Origin of the sequence: Sphingobacterium sp. 40-24 (assembly GCF_001899705.1) — a bacterium.
Lineage (GTDB): Bacteria > Bacteroidota > Bacteroidia > Sphingobacteriales > Sphingobacteriaceae > Sphingobacterium > Sphingobacterium multivorum.
The window spans coordinates 1-15541 of sequence record NZ_MKWH01000068.1; the positions used below are offsets into that span (position 1 = coordinate 1).

At 38.0% G+C, this 15541-nt stretch carries 17 protein-coding genes; 9 read left to right on the forward strand and 8 right to left on the reverse strand.

Going from position 1 to position 15541, the window contains the following annotated elements; translation table 11 throughout:
• Positions 1–60: 60 nt before the first annotated feature.
• Positions 61–1206, forward strand: coding sequence for an IS481 family transposase (locus tag BGP15_RS26105; RefSeq protein ID WP_270419924.1), 1146 nt, complete (start codon positions 61–63; stop codon positions 1204–1206).
• A gap of 81 nt (positions 1207–1287) precedes the next feature.
• On the opposite strand, the gene BGP15_RS26110 is transcribed toward BGP15_RS26105, so the two are convergent.
• Together BGP15_RS26110 and BGP15_RS26115 are read right to left on the reverse strand one after the other, a co-directional pair.
• The gene (locus BGP15_RS26110) at positions 1288–2271 is read right to left on the reverse strand and encodes a type I glyceraldehyde-3-phosphate dehydrogenase (protein ID WP_286771168.1); all 984 of its coding nucleotides are present in this window, start codon (positions 2269–2271) and stop codon (positions 1288–1290) included.
• 245 nt (positions 2272–2516) lie between these two features.
• Positions 2517–3296 (reverse strand): AraC family transcriptional regulator, encoded by a 780-nt coding sequence (locus tag BGP15_RS26115; protein ID WP_286771169.1) that lies wholly within the window; start codon positions 3294–3296, stop codon positions 2517–2519.
• A gap of 91 nt (positions 3297–3387) precedes the next feature.
• Between BGP15_RS26115 and BGP15_RS26120 the strand changes: the two genes are divergently transcribed.
• The 6 genes from BGP15_RS26120 to BGP15_RS26145 all read left to right on the forward strand — a co-directional run bounded on the left by BGP15_RS26120 (position 3388) and on the right by BGP15_RS26145 (position 9161).
• The gene (locus BGP15_RS26120) at positions 3388–3639 is read left to right on the forward strand and encodes a hypothetical protein (protein ID WP_286771170.1); all 252 of its coding nucleotides are present in this window, start codon (positions 3388–3390) and stop codon (positions 3637–3639) included.
• Positions 3626–4960, forward strand: coding sequence for a TolC family protein (locus BGP15_RS26125; RefSeq protein ID WP_286771171.1), 1335 nt, complete (start codon positions 3626–3628; stop codon positions 4958–4960). The genes BGP15_RS26120 and BGP15_RS26125 overlap by 14 nt, the downstream gene beginning before the upstream one ends.
• Before the next feature lie 10 nt (positions 4961–4970).
• Positions 4971–6017 (forward strand): HlyD family secretion protein, encoded by a 1047-nt coding sequence (locus BGP15_RS26130; protein ID WP_286771172.1) that lies wholly within the window; start codon positions 4971–4973, stop codon positions 6015–6017.
• A 2-nt stretch (positions 6018–6019) separates the two neighbouring features.
• Positions 6020–7609: an MFS transporter gene (locus tag BGP15_RS26135; protein ID WP_286771173.1), complete on the forward strand. Its 1590-nt coding sequence runs from the start codon at positions 6020–6022 to the stop codon at positions 7607–7609.
• A 219-nt stretch (positions 7610–7828) separates the two neighbouring features.
• Positions 7829–8416 (forward strand): Crp/Fnr family transcriptional regulator, encoded by a 588-nt coding sequence (locus BGP15_RS26140; RefSeq protein ID WP_286771174.1) that lies wholly within the window; start codon positions 7829–7831, stop codon positions 8414–8416.
• Positions 8417–8471: 55 nt separating this feature from the next.
• Entirely contained in the window at positions 8472–9161 is a 690-nt protein-coding gene (locus BGP15_RS26145) for an MBL fold metallo-hydrolase (protein WP_286771175.1), read from the forward strand.
• A gap of 209 nt (positions 9162–9370) precedes the next feature.
• On the opposite strand, the gene BGP15_RS26150 is transcribed toward BGP15_RS26145, so the two are convergent.
• Complete coding sequence (locus BGP15_RS26150; RefSeq protein ID WP_286771176.1) at positions 9371–9841, reverse strand: DinB family protein; 471 nt, start codon at positions 9839–9841, stop codon at positions 9371–9373.
• A gap of 334 nt (positions 9842–10175) precedes the next feature.
• Between BGP15_RS26150 and BGP15_RS26155 the strand changes: the two genes are divergently transcribed.
• Positions 10176–10502, forward strand: a complete 327-nt coding sequence (locus BGP15_RS26155; RefSeq protein ID WP_286771177.1) for a hypothetical protein — start codon at positions 10176–10178, stop codon at positions 10500–10502.
• 102 nt (positions 10503–10604) lie between these two features.
• Here the strand turns inward: BGP15_RS26155 and BGP15_RS26160 are convergent, their stop codons facing one another.
• The 3 genes from BGP15_RS26160 to BGP15_RS26170 all read right to left on the reverse strand — a co-directional run bounded on the left by BGP15_RS26160 (position 10605) and on the right by BGP15_RS26170 (position 13153).
• The gene (locus BGP15_RS26160) at positions 10605–11591 is read right to left on the reverse strand and encodes a DUF1259 domain-containing protein (protein WP_286771178.1); all 987 of its coding nucleotides are present in this window, start codon (positions 11589–11591) and stop codon (positions 10605–10607) included.
• 115 nt (positions 11592–11706) lie between these two features.
• Positions 11707–12231, reverse strand: a complete 525-nt coding sequence (locus BGP15_RS26165; protein ID WP_286771179.1) for a hypothetical protein — start codon at positions 12229–12231, stop codon at positions 11707–11709.
• A 79-nt stretch (positions 12232–12310) separates the two neighbouring features.
• Positions 12311–13153: a chromate resistance protein ChrB domain-containing protein gene (locus BGP15_RS26170; protein ID WP_286771180.1), complete on the reverse strand. Its 843-nt coding sequence runs from the start codon at positions 13151–13153 to the stop codon at positions 12311–12313.
• Between the two features lie 115 nt (positions 13154–13268).
• On the opposite strand from BGP15_RS26170, the gene BGP15_RS26175 reads away from it, so the two are divergent.
• Positions 13269–13682 carry a hypothetical protein gene (locus BGP15_RS26175; protein ID WP_286771181.1) on the forward strand — a complete coding sequence of 138 codons (414 nt, stop codon included), beginning with the start codon at positions 13269–13271 and terminating at the stop codon, positions 13680–13682.
• A 312-nt stretch (positions 13683–13994) separates the two neighbouring features.
• On the opposite strand, the gene BGP15_RS26180 is transcribed toward BGP15_RS26175, so the two are convergent.
• Together BGP15_RS26180 and BGP15_RS26185 are read right to left on the reverse strand one after the other, a co-directional pair.
• Positions 13995–14399 carry an NUDIX hydrolase gene (locus BGP15_RS26180; RefSeq protein ID WP_046675980.1) on the reverse strand — a complete coding sequence of 135 codons (405 nt, stop codon included), beginning with the start codon at positions 14397–14399 and terminating at the stop codon, positions 13995–13997.
• A gap of 137 nt (positions 14400–14536) precedes the next feature.
• Positions 14537–15325, reverse strand: a complete 789-nt coding sequence (locus BGP15_RS26185) for a PhzF family phenazine biosynthesis protein (protein ID WP_286771182.1) — start codon at positions 15323–15325, stop codon at positions 14537–14539.
• Between the last annotated feature and the right edge of the window lie 216 nt (positions 15326–15541).

Genomic DNA, 15541 nt, shown 5'->3' on the forward strand with positions numbered 1-15541 from the left:
GTAGTCAAGACTTAATCTGACAGTTGCGATAAATTAACAACTGTAAAATAGATTAGAGTTATGACAACACAAGAAAAAATCATCAAGAACAAACTGGGTGTTTTAGAACTTGCCCAGCATTTAGGAAATGTATCAAGAGCCTGTAAAGTAATGGGCTATTCCAGAGACAGCTTTTATAGATTCAAAGAATTGTATGATCAAGGAGGCGAACTTGCACTTCAGGAACTTTCTAGAAGAAAGCCAGTGTTAAAGAACCGAGTAGAAGAACATATTGAAAAAGCTGTTGTGGATTTAGCCATAGACCAACCTGCTTTAGGCCAATTACGGGTATCTAATGAGTTAAAAAAGCAAGGGATATTGATATCACCTGGAGGAGTTCGGAGCATATGGATGCGTCATGATTTGCAAACTTTTAAGCTTCGATTAAAGGCTTTAGAAGCAAAATCGGCACAGGAAGGTATTGTTTTGACGGAAGCCCAGCTTATAGCACTGGAGAAAGCTAAAGAAGAAAAAAAGGCACACGGCGAAATAGAAACGTATCATCCTGGATATTTAGGAGCTCAGGACACTTATTATGTTGGAAATATTAAAGGAGTCGGGCATATATATCAGCAAACTTTCATAGATACCTATTCCAAAGTCGCTTTTACAAAACTGTATGATCGCAAGAATGCATTAGTTGCCGCAGATATATTAAACGACCAGGTGGTACCATTTTTCGAGCAACATGACATAAGATTGTTAAGGATATTAACAGACCGCGGAACAGAATACTGTGGTGTAAGAGATCAGCATGAGTATCAGCTCTATTTAGCAATCGAAGATATAGATCACACGAAAACCAAAGCAAAAAGCCCCCAAACAAATGGTATTTGTGAACGTTTCCATCGTACTATTCAAGATGAGTTTTATGCAGTTGCATTCAGAAAGAAGGTATATCGTAGCATTCAGGAGCTCCAGAATGATCTAGATCGTTGGATGGCATACTATAATCAGGATCGTACCCACACTGGAAAGTACTGCTTTGGGAAGACACCTATGCAGACCTTCGACGATACAATTCATTTGGCAAAACAAAAGATGCTGGAGACACTAAAAGAAGATCAACTTGTTACTTATCCAATACAGGAGAATAAGCAACAAGTCACATCTTTAGATTTTGAAGAAACATCACTATATTCGAATAGGCAACCTGACAATTTTTAAGAACACCCAACTGTCAGATCAAGTAGTGGCTATTACACTTTAGATAACCCCTCGCACGTTAAGTTTTTCGTTGCTATTGCGCTAAATCGATTGAATTTGTCTAATCATTTGGTTGGTAAATCCCCATTCGTTGTCGTACCAAGCCATCACTTTTACCAGATCGCCATCGACAACTCGAGTCATTTCTAGATCTACTGTCGCTGCAAATGGACTTTTGATAATATCGGTAGATACCAAGGGCTCGTCGGTTACCGTTAGCACCTTTTTATAGCGATCAGTTTTTGATTCTTCGATCAAGATTTGGTTGATCTCTTCGATTGTGGTGGACCTTTCTGCAATAAACGTAATATCGGAGATGGATCCTACTGGAACAGGTACCCTCACAGCTATGCCGTCAAACTTTCCGGCGTATTGCGGAAGTGCTTTTGTCGTCGCTATTGCAGCACCCGTGGCCGCGGGGGCAAGGTTAATGCCTGCAGCCCGTCCCATACGCGGTTCTTTTTTTGATGGAGCGTCGACCAATGCCTGTGAAGCTGTATAACCGTGTGTCGTATTTAGTATTGCTTTTTTTATTCCCAGTCTCCTGCCCAATATTTCGATTACTGGACTTATATTGTTTGTAGTACAGCTTGCGCACGAAAAGACAGAAACCCTTCCATCTTCAGTATTTACCCCATGGACCACTGTCGGCGTATCTTTAGTCGGACCCGAAATGACGACAAATTTTGCTCCAGAGGTCAAATGTTTTTCAGCGTCCGCTTTGTTCGTGAAAATACCCGTACTCTCTATAACAATATCCGCTTGGATATCTTTCCAAGGTAACTTTTCAATCTCCCTGATACTTGTATATTTAACCACCTTTCCATCGACCACAATTGTATCTCCTTCGATACGCACATCTTTTTCATATTTCCCATAGTTACTATCGTACTTAAGCAGATATGCGGCGTTTTCAATACTCATCAGATCATTAATTCCAACGACCTCAAGATCGGCAGTTTCTGTTATTATTTTTAAGGCAGCGCGTCCGATGCGACCAAATCCATTAATTGCTATCTTTTTCATCCTATTCCTTTTAAATCTGTTTATATTATTTCTTTTGTTTTTATATATAGACTAAGTTCTTTTTTTTCTCGAAAAAAAAGATTGACATGGATCAAGAATTTCGCTTAACTAAAGTTACTCCATTAGTTTTCAGGGATTAGGGGGCGATTGCAGTTGATATGGGCTTATCGGTATTGAACTATGACAGAGTTCTGACCATATGCGCAGATCAAAGCGAGTACAGGCGGACTGTAAAGTTTTATTCCTTACTTCATTTTAAATTCCGTCGGCCTCATGTTGGTCAGCAAGTAAAAGTTATTGCTAAAAGCCGCTATATTTGAATAGCCAATATCATACGCAATCTCGGTCATATTCAAATCTGTATCGTTGATTAATTCCATTGCCTTAATAATCCGTAGCATTTTTAAATACTGAACAAATGTAATGTGCAGTTTGGTTTGGAATAATCTGGTCAAACTACGAACACTCATTCCCGATTGCTGAGCAATAAAAGCTAAGCTTAGATTTTCATTTAGTCGATTTCTAAAACTCTCAATTATGGTATTTAGCCTTTGATCGTCAGTTGTAGGAAGTTGTATGGAGAATTTTTTGAGATTTTCTTTTGATAATACACCTTTAAGCGTGATTAAAAATTCAAACTCCCACGAACCTTTGTAATAATCACCTTGCCACTTCTCACTAAATGAAAGCATTTCTGCCAGCAGCTTACTCACCGGATAAATCCCCAACTCCTCATAAAAATTACCAGCACTTTCCTCCGGAAAATAAATATTGATAATAGACAGGTCCTGGGTGTTGAACATCAGGTTGTGCCGATAATTTTTTGGTATCCAGATATAATGATTTGAGGGAATATAGAAATCCTTTTCGTCAGTCTGCAGGTAAGCAATCCCGCCATAAACCAATAACAACTGAGCCTTCTTGTGCTGGTGGGCAGGCAAACGTTGTTCTGTCTGCTGTCGCATCACCAGGATAGAATCAGGATTTTGATCAACAATATGTATGATTTGGCTCAGAATTTCCATATGGCCAAATTTAACAAATATTAGGCTAATTATATAAAATGATACTTCGCCATGCTGGATACTTTTGCTATGTAATAATAGTAAAGTCATTATGAAACATAAAATCATAACATCGCGCAAAGATTTTCAACTTGAAACACAAGACCAAAAGTCTGCTAATAAATTACATCATTCAGATGAAGGAATTGACAGTGCAAATATTTTCTGGTTTGCTTATGGGTATAACTATGCTTTTATGCCAATGGTAGATTTAACTTTTGCTTTTGATGAATTGAAAAAGATTGTAAAACCATGGCTAGTAAAAAGAAATAAATATATAAACAAAACCGATGAAACAATATAAAATAGTCCCGATTTTGAGCTTATTGTTAACCCTATTTGTACAATCACTCTATGCCCAAAATATAGCTAATGAGCTGGTATTAAGCTTGGAAGAAATTTGGAAAGTAGCCGAAACAAATAACCGTCAACTGAAACTATCCGATCTACATCTTCAGCAGAGCAATTTGGAAATATTGGAAGCGAAAGATCGTTTGTTGCCTGAGCTTTTTGTTGGTGGAGATGCAAAACTCAATTCCAAATTCCTGATCTATGACAATGGATTATTTTCTTCTCCGCAGGAGGTGCCTGTAAAAGGTTATGGTTACAGCGTGGGTTACAGCCTGAACGTCAATCTTTACAATGGTGGTAAGGACAAAAGAAACATCGCCATGAAAAAGGAAGAAGCGATACTTACACAATATGAAGTCGATCTGCAAAAACACAGTGTAAAATACAATGTTGCAGCGGCTTACTTTGATCTGTATAAATTTCTGCATTTCCAGGATTTTCTTGCTGCAGAAATTGAAGCCGAAAAAAAACAATTGACACTGGTAGCAAGCTTGCATAAAAATGGCACCGTGCTAAAGAGCGATGTATTAAGAACCTCCGTGAAATTAGCGCAACTGGAACTCAGCCTTTCTGATATCGCGAAGAAGATTGAAATCGCTAAACAACGGCTCAATATCCTGATGGGGAAAGAAAATGATGCTGAGCTTGCAATAAAATACCAAGATACAATCGAGTTAAAGGTTATGACTCAAGGTGGTTATGAGGATTATCTAGACATCGCATTTAACAAATCGCCGGAATACAAGATAGCCTATAGCGCTGTAAAATTGAGCGAAATGAACATCAAGCAGGTAAAAGCGACGCTGTTACCCAAAATCTCCTTGTATTCAACTTACAATTACACCTATCCGCAGATTTCATTTTATCCATATTCGAATGATCTATGGGGATTTGGTCAGACCGGGATCAAAGTCCAGTTTCCTATTGATAATTTATACAAAAGCAAGCATTCCATCGCTCATGCTCAAGTGATCAGTAATGAGGCAAGAGAAAAAGCAAATATTAAAAAACAGGAGATCTACCTTGAGGTAAAAGAGGCTTATTTACAGCAAAAACAGGCCTTGGAAAGCATGGAAACAGCAGAGCAAAATATCATTAAAACCGCCGAAACTGCTCGTGTTATCAGAAGTAGCTACTTAAACCAGGAATCCCTTCTGACCGATCTTCTGGAAGCCGAAAATGCTTTGTTGGAAGCTAAATTTAATCTGACAACAGCACAAACAAACGTTAAACTTAAGCATATCAGGCTATTGGCAATTATCGGAATTCTTTAATACAAATATCATGAACAAAAATAAAACAGATAAAATTGTTGTAAGCCTAACCAAATGGCTCGGTATCACATTCTTCGTGGGAATTATTATTTGGGCAGCTGTTTATTTCTTCGAAGGATATCGCTATGAACAGACCAACGACGCTCAGATTGATGCCTATCTTTCCCCGATAAACGCAAAAGTAGGGGGCTATATCCGTAAAATATATTATAAGGACAATCAGCAGGTAAAAAAAGGCGATACCCTTGTAGTGATCGAACAGGACGAGTACGGGTTAAAGAGAGATGCTGCGTCAGCAGAACTCATGAGCGCGCAGGCCAAATTACCGATCTTGGCGGCAAGCGAGGAAACGCAGGTTAAAAGCATTGCCGTCATTAAGGCCCAATTGGAAGGTGCTAAAGCACGATTGAACCAGCAGCAAAAAGAATTTGACCGCTATAAAAATCTACTGGCGGACGAATCGACCACACAACAAAAATTCGACAACATCAGTGCTACTTTATCCATCACCCAATCAGATTATGACCAGACCAAAGCTTCTTTACACGTCGCTGAATCCAAATTAAATGATTTCAGGGTACAGCACAATGCCATAAAGGCAGAAATAAAGATCAAAGAAGCACTTCTCAAAAGGCAAGAGTTGGATATTCGATATGCCGTTATCACAGCACCTTTTGATGGACAAATTGGGAAAAAGACCATTCAGGCGGGACAACTGATACAGCCCGGACAGACATTGGCATTCTTAGTGAACAGAGCCGAGGAAAAGTGGGTAATGGCAAATTTTAAGGAAACACAGATTGGGAAATTCAAAATCGGTCAAGCGGTATCTATTGAAGTCGATGCTTTTCCGAATGAAGAATTCAAAGGTACTATCGAGTCCCTTTCGCCAACCACAGGATCCCGGTATTCGCTGCTTCCGCCAGATAATGCTACCGGTAATTTTGTTAAAATCATCCAACGTATTCCTGTTCGGATTAAACTGATCGATATACCCGAAAAATTAACTAAGCTATCTGCCGGAATGAACGCAAATGTTTACATTTTAAAAAATTAACGATGCAAGTACACAAAATACCAATTTTTAAATCCTGGGTATCCGAATGGATGGCAAGGTCTGTCATATTTGCTATTCTCATGACAAGTCTGTTTAGTTTTGCCTTTTACGGAAGTCTAGGTGCCGCGATGGGCTTTTACGGAATACAAGCTACCGATGTACAATATGGTATGGTCGTTATCTATGGTTCAACCGTAGCTTTCCTGGCGCTGGATTTTAGAATTGTAAAGTATTTCGCACCACGGGAATATCTACTGCTGGCACTTGGGGTAAATGTGCTATGTGCTGTGGTTTGTTTTTATTTCAGAGATTGGATATTATTTGTTTTCTGTCAGTTTTTGCAGGGCATTACCTGTGCATTAATGTCGGGCATTGTGTTACAGCTTATTTTTCCAAGGTTACAGTCTGTACGTGCCCGTGTGATTGCTTATAGCCTCCTTTATGGCAGTATACAAATAGCGGTGCCATTTTATTCCATCTATATCAGTGTCATCCTTTATTTCTTTGACTTCAACTGGATATTCTACGGATTTGTTATTGTAGTCATTATGCTGACAAGTGTTGTTTTACTTACCATGAACGGTAAGGCCAGGTTTACCAGAAAAATACCACTGTATCAGGTGGATTGGATCGGCTATTTATTTTATGTGTCCTTTATCTTGATCGTAGGATACATCCTTGTGTACGGACGTCAACTGGGATGGTTTGATAGTTCATTAATCAGCACACTTTGTTTAGTTAATGTAATTATTCTTTCTCTTTTTATTAGCAGAGAACTAAAACTTAAGCGACCACTAATCAATTTACAGATTTTTAGGGCAAAGAATTTCGTTATTGGACTTTTGCTTCTTTTTACCTTTTATATTTTTAAAGGAAGCACTGGGCTAGCCTATGGTTATCTTGAAGTAATTTTAGGAAACCATCCATTGAGTACCATTCCCGTATGGATTGCTGTAATTGCTGGAACTACACTGAGTATGTTTATCACTTCTCGATTTGTCTTGATGGGGTATAACCTGATCAGGATGATTATTGTTGGTTTTGGGTTGATGGCGGTATATTATACCTATATGATACTATTTGTTTCTGTACAGGGTGAAACAACCGACTTCCTTCTGCCTATGTTTGTGTATGGCGCGGCAACAGGGGTGTTGTTTGTTCCGATTGTTTCATTTACCACCGCGTCAGCACCTTCCAAAATTGCCATCAATGCCTCTCTGATTGGTATATTTTCAAGGTTCATAGGATTTACAGCTAGTCTGGCGCTTAACAACGAACTTCAATTATTTGCAAAATCATCCGTAAGGGAAAAAGTTCGGGAATCACTCACGGAGACGAACCTTCAATTGCCTGTTACCTTATTGGATATTCAGGCACAATACGCAAATGCAGGCAGCGATATATATACGTCCAAAATAGTATCCTCGGGCTACTTGAATCAGATGTTAGGTCAGCAGATATTGGCTCGTGCTATTAGGGATTATTATGATCTGATGTTAACAGGTTTAATTTTTGTCATTCTTATTTTAGTACTCTTGCCTCAAATTCAAGATGTTGTTTTGAAACTAAGAAAGGGAAATGTTCCATATTAAGATATTGATATTTCAGAAATTATCATCGCGAAATATTCTCCAACCATGCGAAAAGAATCCGGGCGTTTAAATACGCATATTATGACACAGGTAAATGGAGAAATCCGAACAAAGGGAGCAACTTCTTTCAATAGTCGATTATTGTTAATTTTGCATGCAGGATTTGGTATGGGACCCCGAGCTTTTTAAGAACAGCAATAGAAGACACAATATGATACTATGACGGATGCACTAATAAAATATCTATTCTCGATAGGAACACTGTCAGCTGACGAAGTGAATTTTTCTGTTCAGTTCTTCAAACCACACGATTTGAAAAAGGGTGATTTTTTTATTCGTGCGGACGAACCCTGTCGTCATATTGGATTTATATCCAGAGGTGCGGTAAAAGCATATGCCGTCGACAAGGAGGGGAGAGAAAATATAACCTGTTTCAAATTTGAAAACGAGTTTGTAACTTCATTCCCAGAGTTTGTCGCTCAGGAAAAATCCAGAAGGAGTATCAGGGCTGTAGAAGATAGTATAATTCATCGGATAAACTATGCTGACTATCAATATCTGCTTGGTCGAGTGACTTCTTGGAACAAGGTTATACAAGCTGTGATGGAACGGGAATATATCCAAAAGGAACAATACCTCCTGAATTACAATAATAAGTCAGCGCTCGATAAATATCATCATGTCCTTTCGAATGAACCAAAGCTCGTTCAGCGCATAGCGACACAAGACCTCGCCTCATATCTGGGCATCACGCAGCGATCTCTTACAAGAGCGAAGGGACAAATACATCGCGCCAAAGTATTATAGGACAAATGTCCTTATTTATTTCTATAGAGTGCCATAGTTTTGCAAAAAAAAAGCTATGTTACATCAAATTGCCCAAGAAGTTTTTCATGTACCATTGATGCCACGAAATAGTATCAACAGCTATATAGTAGAGGGTGTGTTGGTTGATTGTGGGATACGCAGTTCATATAATACGGTGAAGGGAGTCCTTCAGAAAATACCCGTCCATCAACATGTGCTTACGCATGCACATGCAGACCATCAGGGCTGTAGTGATCAACTATGTGATGAATTTGGAATACCTTTACTTTGCCATGAAAATGAAATTTTTAGGACTGAAACAGGTATGGTAACTAATGACTATCCAAATCCCAAACATTGGTTAGCAAAACTTCAACAAAAATACTGGGCGGGGCAGGGCCATAAAGTCGATGGTACACTCGTTGAAAATGATAGCATTGGAAACTTTCGGATCATAGAAACTCCAGGCCATTCAGCCGGTCATATTTCTTTATTCCGTGAGCGGGATGGTATATTGATAATCGGGGATGCTGCTACAAATATGAACCTGCTCACTACAGTGCCTGGCCTAGGGCTCCCTCCAAAAATATTCACGTCGGATCAACAGCAAAACATCAGATCGCTCCAAAAGTTAGCAGGATTAAATCCTTCTATGATATGCTTTGGTCATGGCCCGGTCATGCGAAATACGGATCGAAAGTTTGAGCAATTTGTGGCCAAATGCGTATGGTTATTTAATTTGTAAACTTCTAGTACAGACTCGTCAAATAGGGAATTACAAATGAATAGACAGTATAAAACTCTTTTTTTGAACCCCAGTTTTTGCGATGATTATCTAAAGATTAACATCCTGAAAATGGATATCTTTGTAGATTCAATATCGATTGGCCTTGAAGCCATATCAAGATATCGTATCCAGTGTCATAACTGTCCCAAAGAAAGACTGGAAAAATCTTATTGCCTTAGAAGTTTTAAGTAACTTAATATTATTCCGCTGTGCTCGGCTTCGTGAAAGTTAGCGGCTTGAAGCGCTTGGATATGATTATTGATGGAGAAGCCAATTGGTAAGCTGAACGATTGGTATTCAACAAATATACCTGATGCTAAATCTTTACTAAGTTGGTTTACTGTATAAAGCAATAGATGTTTTATTTCATCAATGTCTGGCGTATTTTTCCACGTATGTGGTGCCGTTCCAATTTTGAATGCCTCCATAAATTCCTGCGATATATGCATTGGTAGTCCACTACGCATGTACATATGCCGCTGCTGAGAAGTGATACAGTGGCCAATTTGCCAAACGATATTATTGTTAAAGGTCTCTGGAATTTTAAATAATATGGTATTATCAACTGTTTCCATTACTTGTAATAACCTGATTCTGCTAGCCTTTAAAATTTCAAATTCAAATAATTCAGTTGTCATCGTATTGGTTAAGATTCTAGATCAGTTTAATAAAGTCTAATATAATGAAGCTTTTTGAAATACGATAAAATTAGTGGTTATATAAAATTTATATACCATAAACAGTTGTTTTTTTTTTAAAAAATTCCATCAATAAAGAGGAAAGAGAAAGAATAGCCAATATTTTCAATGAATTAATAACTGTAGCATTCTGTAATCTAAATACGTTCTTTGGAATAAGTATAACCTAATCAATAAATCTGGCACAGAGATGAAAAGAAGATAGGCATTAGTTACATTATTAGTCGTCGGAATTGCAGTAATTTTTTCCTGCAGTAAAGATGAAAAGTTGCCAATGGCATCAATTCTTGGTAAATGGGAGATAAAAGCTTCCATAAATGGATTTACCGGGCAGCGGGAAAATTTTGATAAAGGAAATAGTAAAATTGTACAATTTGGCGTGAAAGATTATTATTTCATGACGGGTAACAACATGACAAAAAAGGGGCTGTATTCCATTGAAAGAAAGCTAAGTAAAATAACAGGGAAGGAAGAATCGTATATCATATATGATGATGTCAAAGATGGCGTTCCACAGATCTATTCCGTTAGTTCAGAAGAATTTATCCTATCAATCGATGCAATGGATGGACCTACCGCTATTTACAGAAAGATAGATTAGCGGACATCCTATAGTCAAATTTAACGTTGCCGTATATAATAAGCGCATATTACACCACGTCTTATTAAAAGTACAATGGAGCGTATAGATCAATTAATTCGATTAATGATTATGTCCATGCGATTTTTTGCCGAGTACAAGAAGTGCATCTCTGAAAGCTAGTGCCAGCTCCCTAGAAGGACCGACTCCAAAGTAATGAAGAAAGATCATGTGTGGATCATCTCCAAGCATATGGTTGTGGATTGCTACAATTTCGATATGGTGTTTCCTTAAAGTACTGATAACTTGATTGACCTCATGGTCTAACATTGCGATGTCACCAGCAATATAGGCTTCGTTTTCGGATCCGGTAAATGACGCCCAACTGTTTAAACCGATCGATGATGTCATTTCGGCTCCCATTGCCATAATTTTTAAATCGGATCGTCCTACGGTATATTTGATTGTTGAGCCGTTTATCGCGGCCTCATGACCGATAATGTTATTTAATTCGGTAACATTAAATATCTTATCCCCTGGATCTTGTTTTTGATTCAGTGGTGCTGGTTGATTTCCAACAGCTATTTTAGTGTTTGAGATAGCTGTTGCGTATTTCTGAGCCAATTCGACTGGTTCCCCCATACCGTGGATGTGCATATAAAAGATTCGGGGTTCTTCATAAAAGAAATGGTTATGGATTGCCCCAACTTCCAGACCTGATTCAAGGGCAGCAGTAATAAGGGGATTTACTTCTTCCTGAAGTAGAACACAATCGCTCATAAGCACAGCACTCTTTCCGTCCATGGTCCTCTTTATCGCAGCCCATCCTCCAAAGCCAAAAGATATAGGAACATCCTTACCTTTGACGGTCACAGCTAGATCATTACGGGGAAAACTGGTATTATGTGTAACTTCTTTTGCATTATATTTTCCTTTCTTTCCTAAAGCCTTTTCAATTCCCTGGATTTCAGCCTCGGTTAGATCAGGCGTATTCGACGTGGTCGTAGAAAACGCATGAACTGTTTTAAGACCAACTAGTCCGCTGCCTGTTAGGAGCAATCCCATTTTCAATAGCGTTCTGCGTGACGTTAAGTTTCTAAAATTATTCATTCTGATCTATTATATTTTAAAAATATTACTACGTATAAATAATAAGCTATCCCTTGCAACAAATGAACACCACTATTGTTGTTGATTTGGGGATTTTAATCGATCACCATTCGACTTAGAATATATATCCGAATTGAAAAGCAGCAGCAATAGAAATTTTTTGTTCATTGCCAAATCGGACGGGGAAGGGGGTGGCTAGAAAAAGTTTTCCAGCCTGACCATGTGTTATGACCTTGCTTAATACTGGTGTAAGCCCATATCGTCCAGAAGTTTCAAATGCAACCCTAGCGATAAATGTGAATTCCTTTCCGATGGGAAATAATACGCCCGGATGGAACAAGAAATTGCTCATTTTGCTGTTCCCGGATGCTATTTTAATGTAGGGAACCATTTCCAGTGAAAATCCCAAGTGTCCTTCTCTAAGTATATTGATACCTGTCGGCATACCTACCTGATAGCTATCTTTAAAATTTGGCGTTATCGTACCAGATGATAGGGAAACAATGGGGTTTACTATACCAACATAAGCAACTAGTTTGCTCGGTTGTTGGGCTCTTAAATGTAATGATGATAAGAGTATAATAATGATCACTGCACAAAAAGTTTTATGGTAAGAGGAGTGGTATCGGTTTAGTTTCATAATATCTGCTTTATAAAAGCAAGTATAACTAATACGTAACATCTCAAAATAGAATAAATTTTACTATTTTGTATATTCCTTACTTTTTAAAAGATTTCCTCCTATATTCTGAAGGATTACTTCCTGTAAATTTTTTAAAAATGCGTGTGAAATGACTTTGATCAGAAAAACCTGTCAGATAGGCAATGTCAGTAAGGGAAATTGAGCGGTCAGACATAAGTTCAATGGCTTTTTCTATTCTTTTTTTACGGATGTACTCACCATAATTTAAGTTTTCAAAATATTTTGAGAATTCGCGTGATAAATAGCTTGAACTAATATCCAGTTCTTCGGAAAGTTGATTTAAGCTTAATGTTGTATTTGTATCGATTTGATCCTGTATCATTTCCCGCAATAATGCGGTCCATTCTGGAGATTTTTCTTTTTGCTTATCATTTAAATGTTCATTATAGATTTTAAGGAGCAAAACCTCAGTTGGCCCTTCATTGCCATGTTTCAGTCGGTAGAGGTGTTGAGTCCAGCTATAAAGGCCGTCATAAATGACCATTCCGATCTCCAAAAGCTGATTGTCGTCCCTGATATTGTAAGCTAGACCTGAAAAAATCGCCTCGAGACCTGCAGATTGTGGCATTAAATCATGTCTATCCATGTCCGCACCACGAACAATTGCAGCAATTCGTTTTAATGCCGGATCGTTTAATTCATGTTTTTTAAGGAAATAGTCAAATGTACACTCGTCTGCATAATGACTGTATTCTACACCAGGAATATCAAACGGAATGGCGTTCGTTTGTTTAGCAATTTCAAAGACCGTATCTAGGGGGGCATATATTATTTTTGCGTCCGGATTTATAAAACGCTTTATCAGCCATGGACAAGCAATCCTATCGATCTTTGGTCTTTCACGTGTAATCCAATCCATATCTTTTTTTCCGTCAAAATATTATGATTAAGATCAATAATTATTGTGTAAAAACAAAGGGAAGTATTTAATTTAAATCTTGAATTAGATGTTAAATACTGCTTAAAATAAAAGTATGGCTCAATATTTTAAGAAACTAAGCAAAATTGACCCTTACACAATTAATCAAGTTAAGTTTTTATCTATTAACCATGTTAATGATTTGGTATATGTTATCGAGAGAAAGATATTGAATGGTTATGACTTGTATTTATCAAATAATCTGAATAGCGATAAAATAGTGATTGGAGCAAAAGATTTAAACCGCAGCTATAGTATACCGAATACTGATTCGACCAAATCAGGCACATCGGCCATTTACATTTATCATGAAAAGGAATATCAATTGGATAAAACAGCTATTCCAGTTTACTTATCACTTTCTAAAAAGGATTCGCTACAGGTAGATCTTCCAAAAGGAGTCTATAGATATGTCAAGCGAGATCATTGTGGGGCTATCATTCATCAAGAAACTATTGTGGTAGAATGATTAAAACTTCGCGCAGGACATATTTTTAGCTTATGTTACTTTTCGTTGTTAAATGGACATGGGGGTTGAAGGTAAAACCATGTTCGAGAAGCTAACTACGCCTTTTTTTACAAAAAATAAAACGAAAGCAAATCAACCGTTGTTATAAGAATACTTTTCATAAATTAGGTTAATAACAGGTAGTAAAAACCTTGAGATCCCCCCTCAAGGTTTTTTGTCTTTATCTCACTGTTTTACTGAGCCATGCACAAACTTTCAAACAACTTGGTATTTATCCTAAGCCCATTAAAGTCGCAGCAGCTCCGGTTGGCACTAGTTGATCAGGTCTAGTTCTTTCAATTTTCCCAATATAAGTCGGACGACGGCAGAGGTTCTGCCAACATCACTCAGGGTTATCCATTCAAATGAATCGATTTCACTTGCTGCCTGTAGTGTGCCCGAATAATCCGCAAAATAGCAGGTCATCTTCACGATTACATCGGCCTCTTTGCCATCGGCCGGAGCTTGGAAGGTCTCAAAATAACGGATCGAATCTTCTTGGACCTCAACGTTGAGTTCTTCCTTAATTTCTCGCTTCAGACATTCTATGTCGGATTCATTAGGTTCTCTTTTGCCTCCTGGCAAATAGAGCTTTGATTTTGATTTGGAAAGTGCCGTCAACACTTTTTTATCCGAAATGCTGATCAATGCGACCTTATCTATAACCTTATTGTCCATATTATAAATTTAGTGAATTAAAATGATGTAATCGGTTAACAAGCTATGATCACTTCGCTTTTTCCTGTTTGGATTAAAGTTGTTTTTTTTTATTCTTATTACAGCATTTTAACGATGTACTTCTAAAGCAATGATCGTTAATCGATCCAAATGAAACCCTGAGAATACGTACGGGCCTTACCGGCCACGATCACTCTATCGTTTTTGTTTTCGCAATAAAGTTGCCCCTCTCTTTCAGACAGCTGACGGGAAAAAAGAGTATCCTTGCCCAATCTTGATGCCCAAAACGGAATAAGGGAACAATAGGCAGACCCAGTAACGGGATCTTCGAGGATCGTTGATTGCGGTGTAAAGTATCTGGATACAAAATCACTGTCATTTCCTGTTGCTGTGACGACCACACCTCCGGGATCAAGATTAATCAGATCAAAAATGGATCTGTTAATGTGGATGTTTCTGACCTCTTCCTCAGATTCGTATAGTAAAACATAATCTCTTGATTTATAAGTCTCTTTGGGTTGTATGTTAAGCGAGTTTTTAATAACGTCGGGCAGTGCGGAAGGCTGTGGCATTCTGGATGGAAAATCCATATAATAAACTTCGTCTTTTATATCAACAGTTAATTCACCTACTTGCGTTTCAAAAACAATTTTGCTTTTTTGATAGTCTAGGTGCTTAACCAGGCAATGGACGGTCGCTAAGGTTGCATGGCCACATAGGTCCATTTCAATTTCAGGTGTAAACCATCTTAAATGGATTGTATCACCGTTATCTATGAAAAAGGCCGTTTCCGCCACCGCATTTTCACGTGTAATTTTAAACAGTGTCTCATCGGGTAACCACTCTTTTAACGGTACCACGCAGGCTGGGTTTCCCCGGAAAATTTCTTCTGTAAAGGAATCTATTTGATATAGTTCTAACTTCATGATGGATAAATTGCTGTCGTTTGTAAAGTTAATTCAATTCATGAAGATTAGCTTCATTGTTTACGGAATTTGACAGTAAACGCTATATTAACCGATGCTGTACAATCCCTTTGAACAGGTCCCGGGCTGTCAAATCCAAAGATTATTATGTTCTTTTTCGCTCAAATTTTTCCTAACTGTAATTAGGTAGAAATACAGCAGATGTTATTGTGAAGC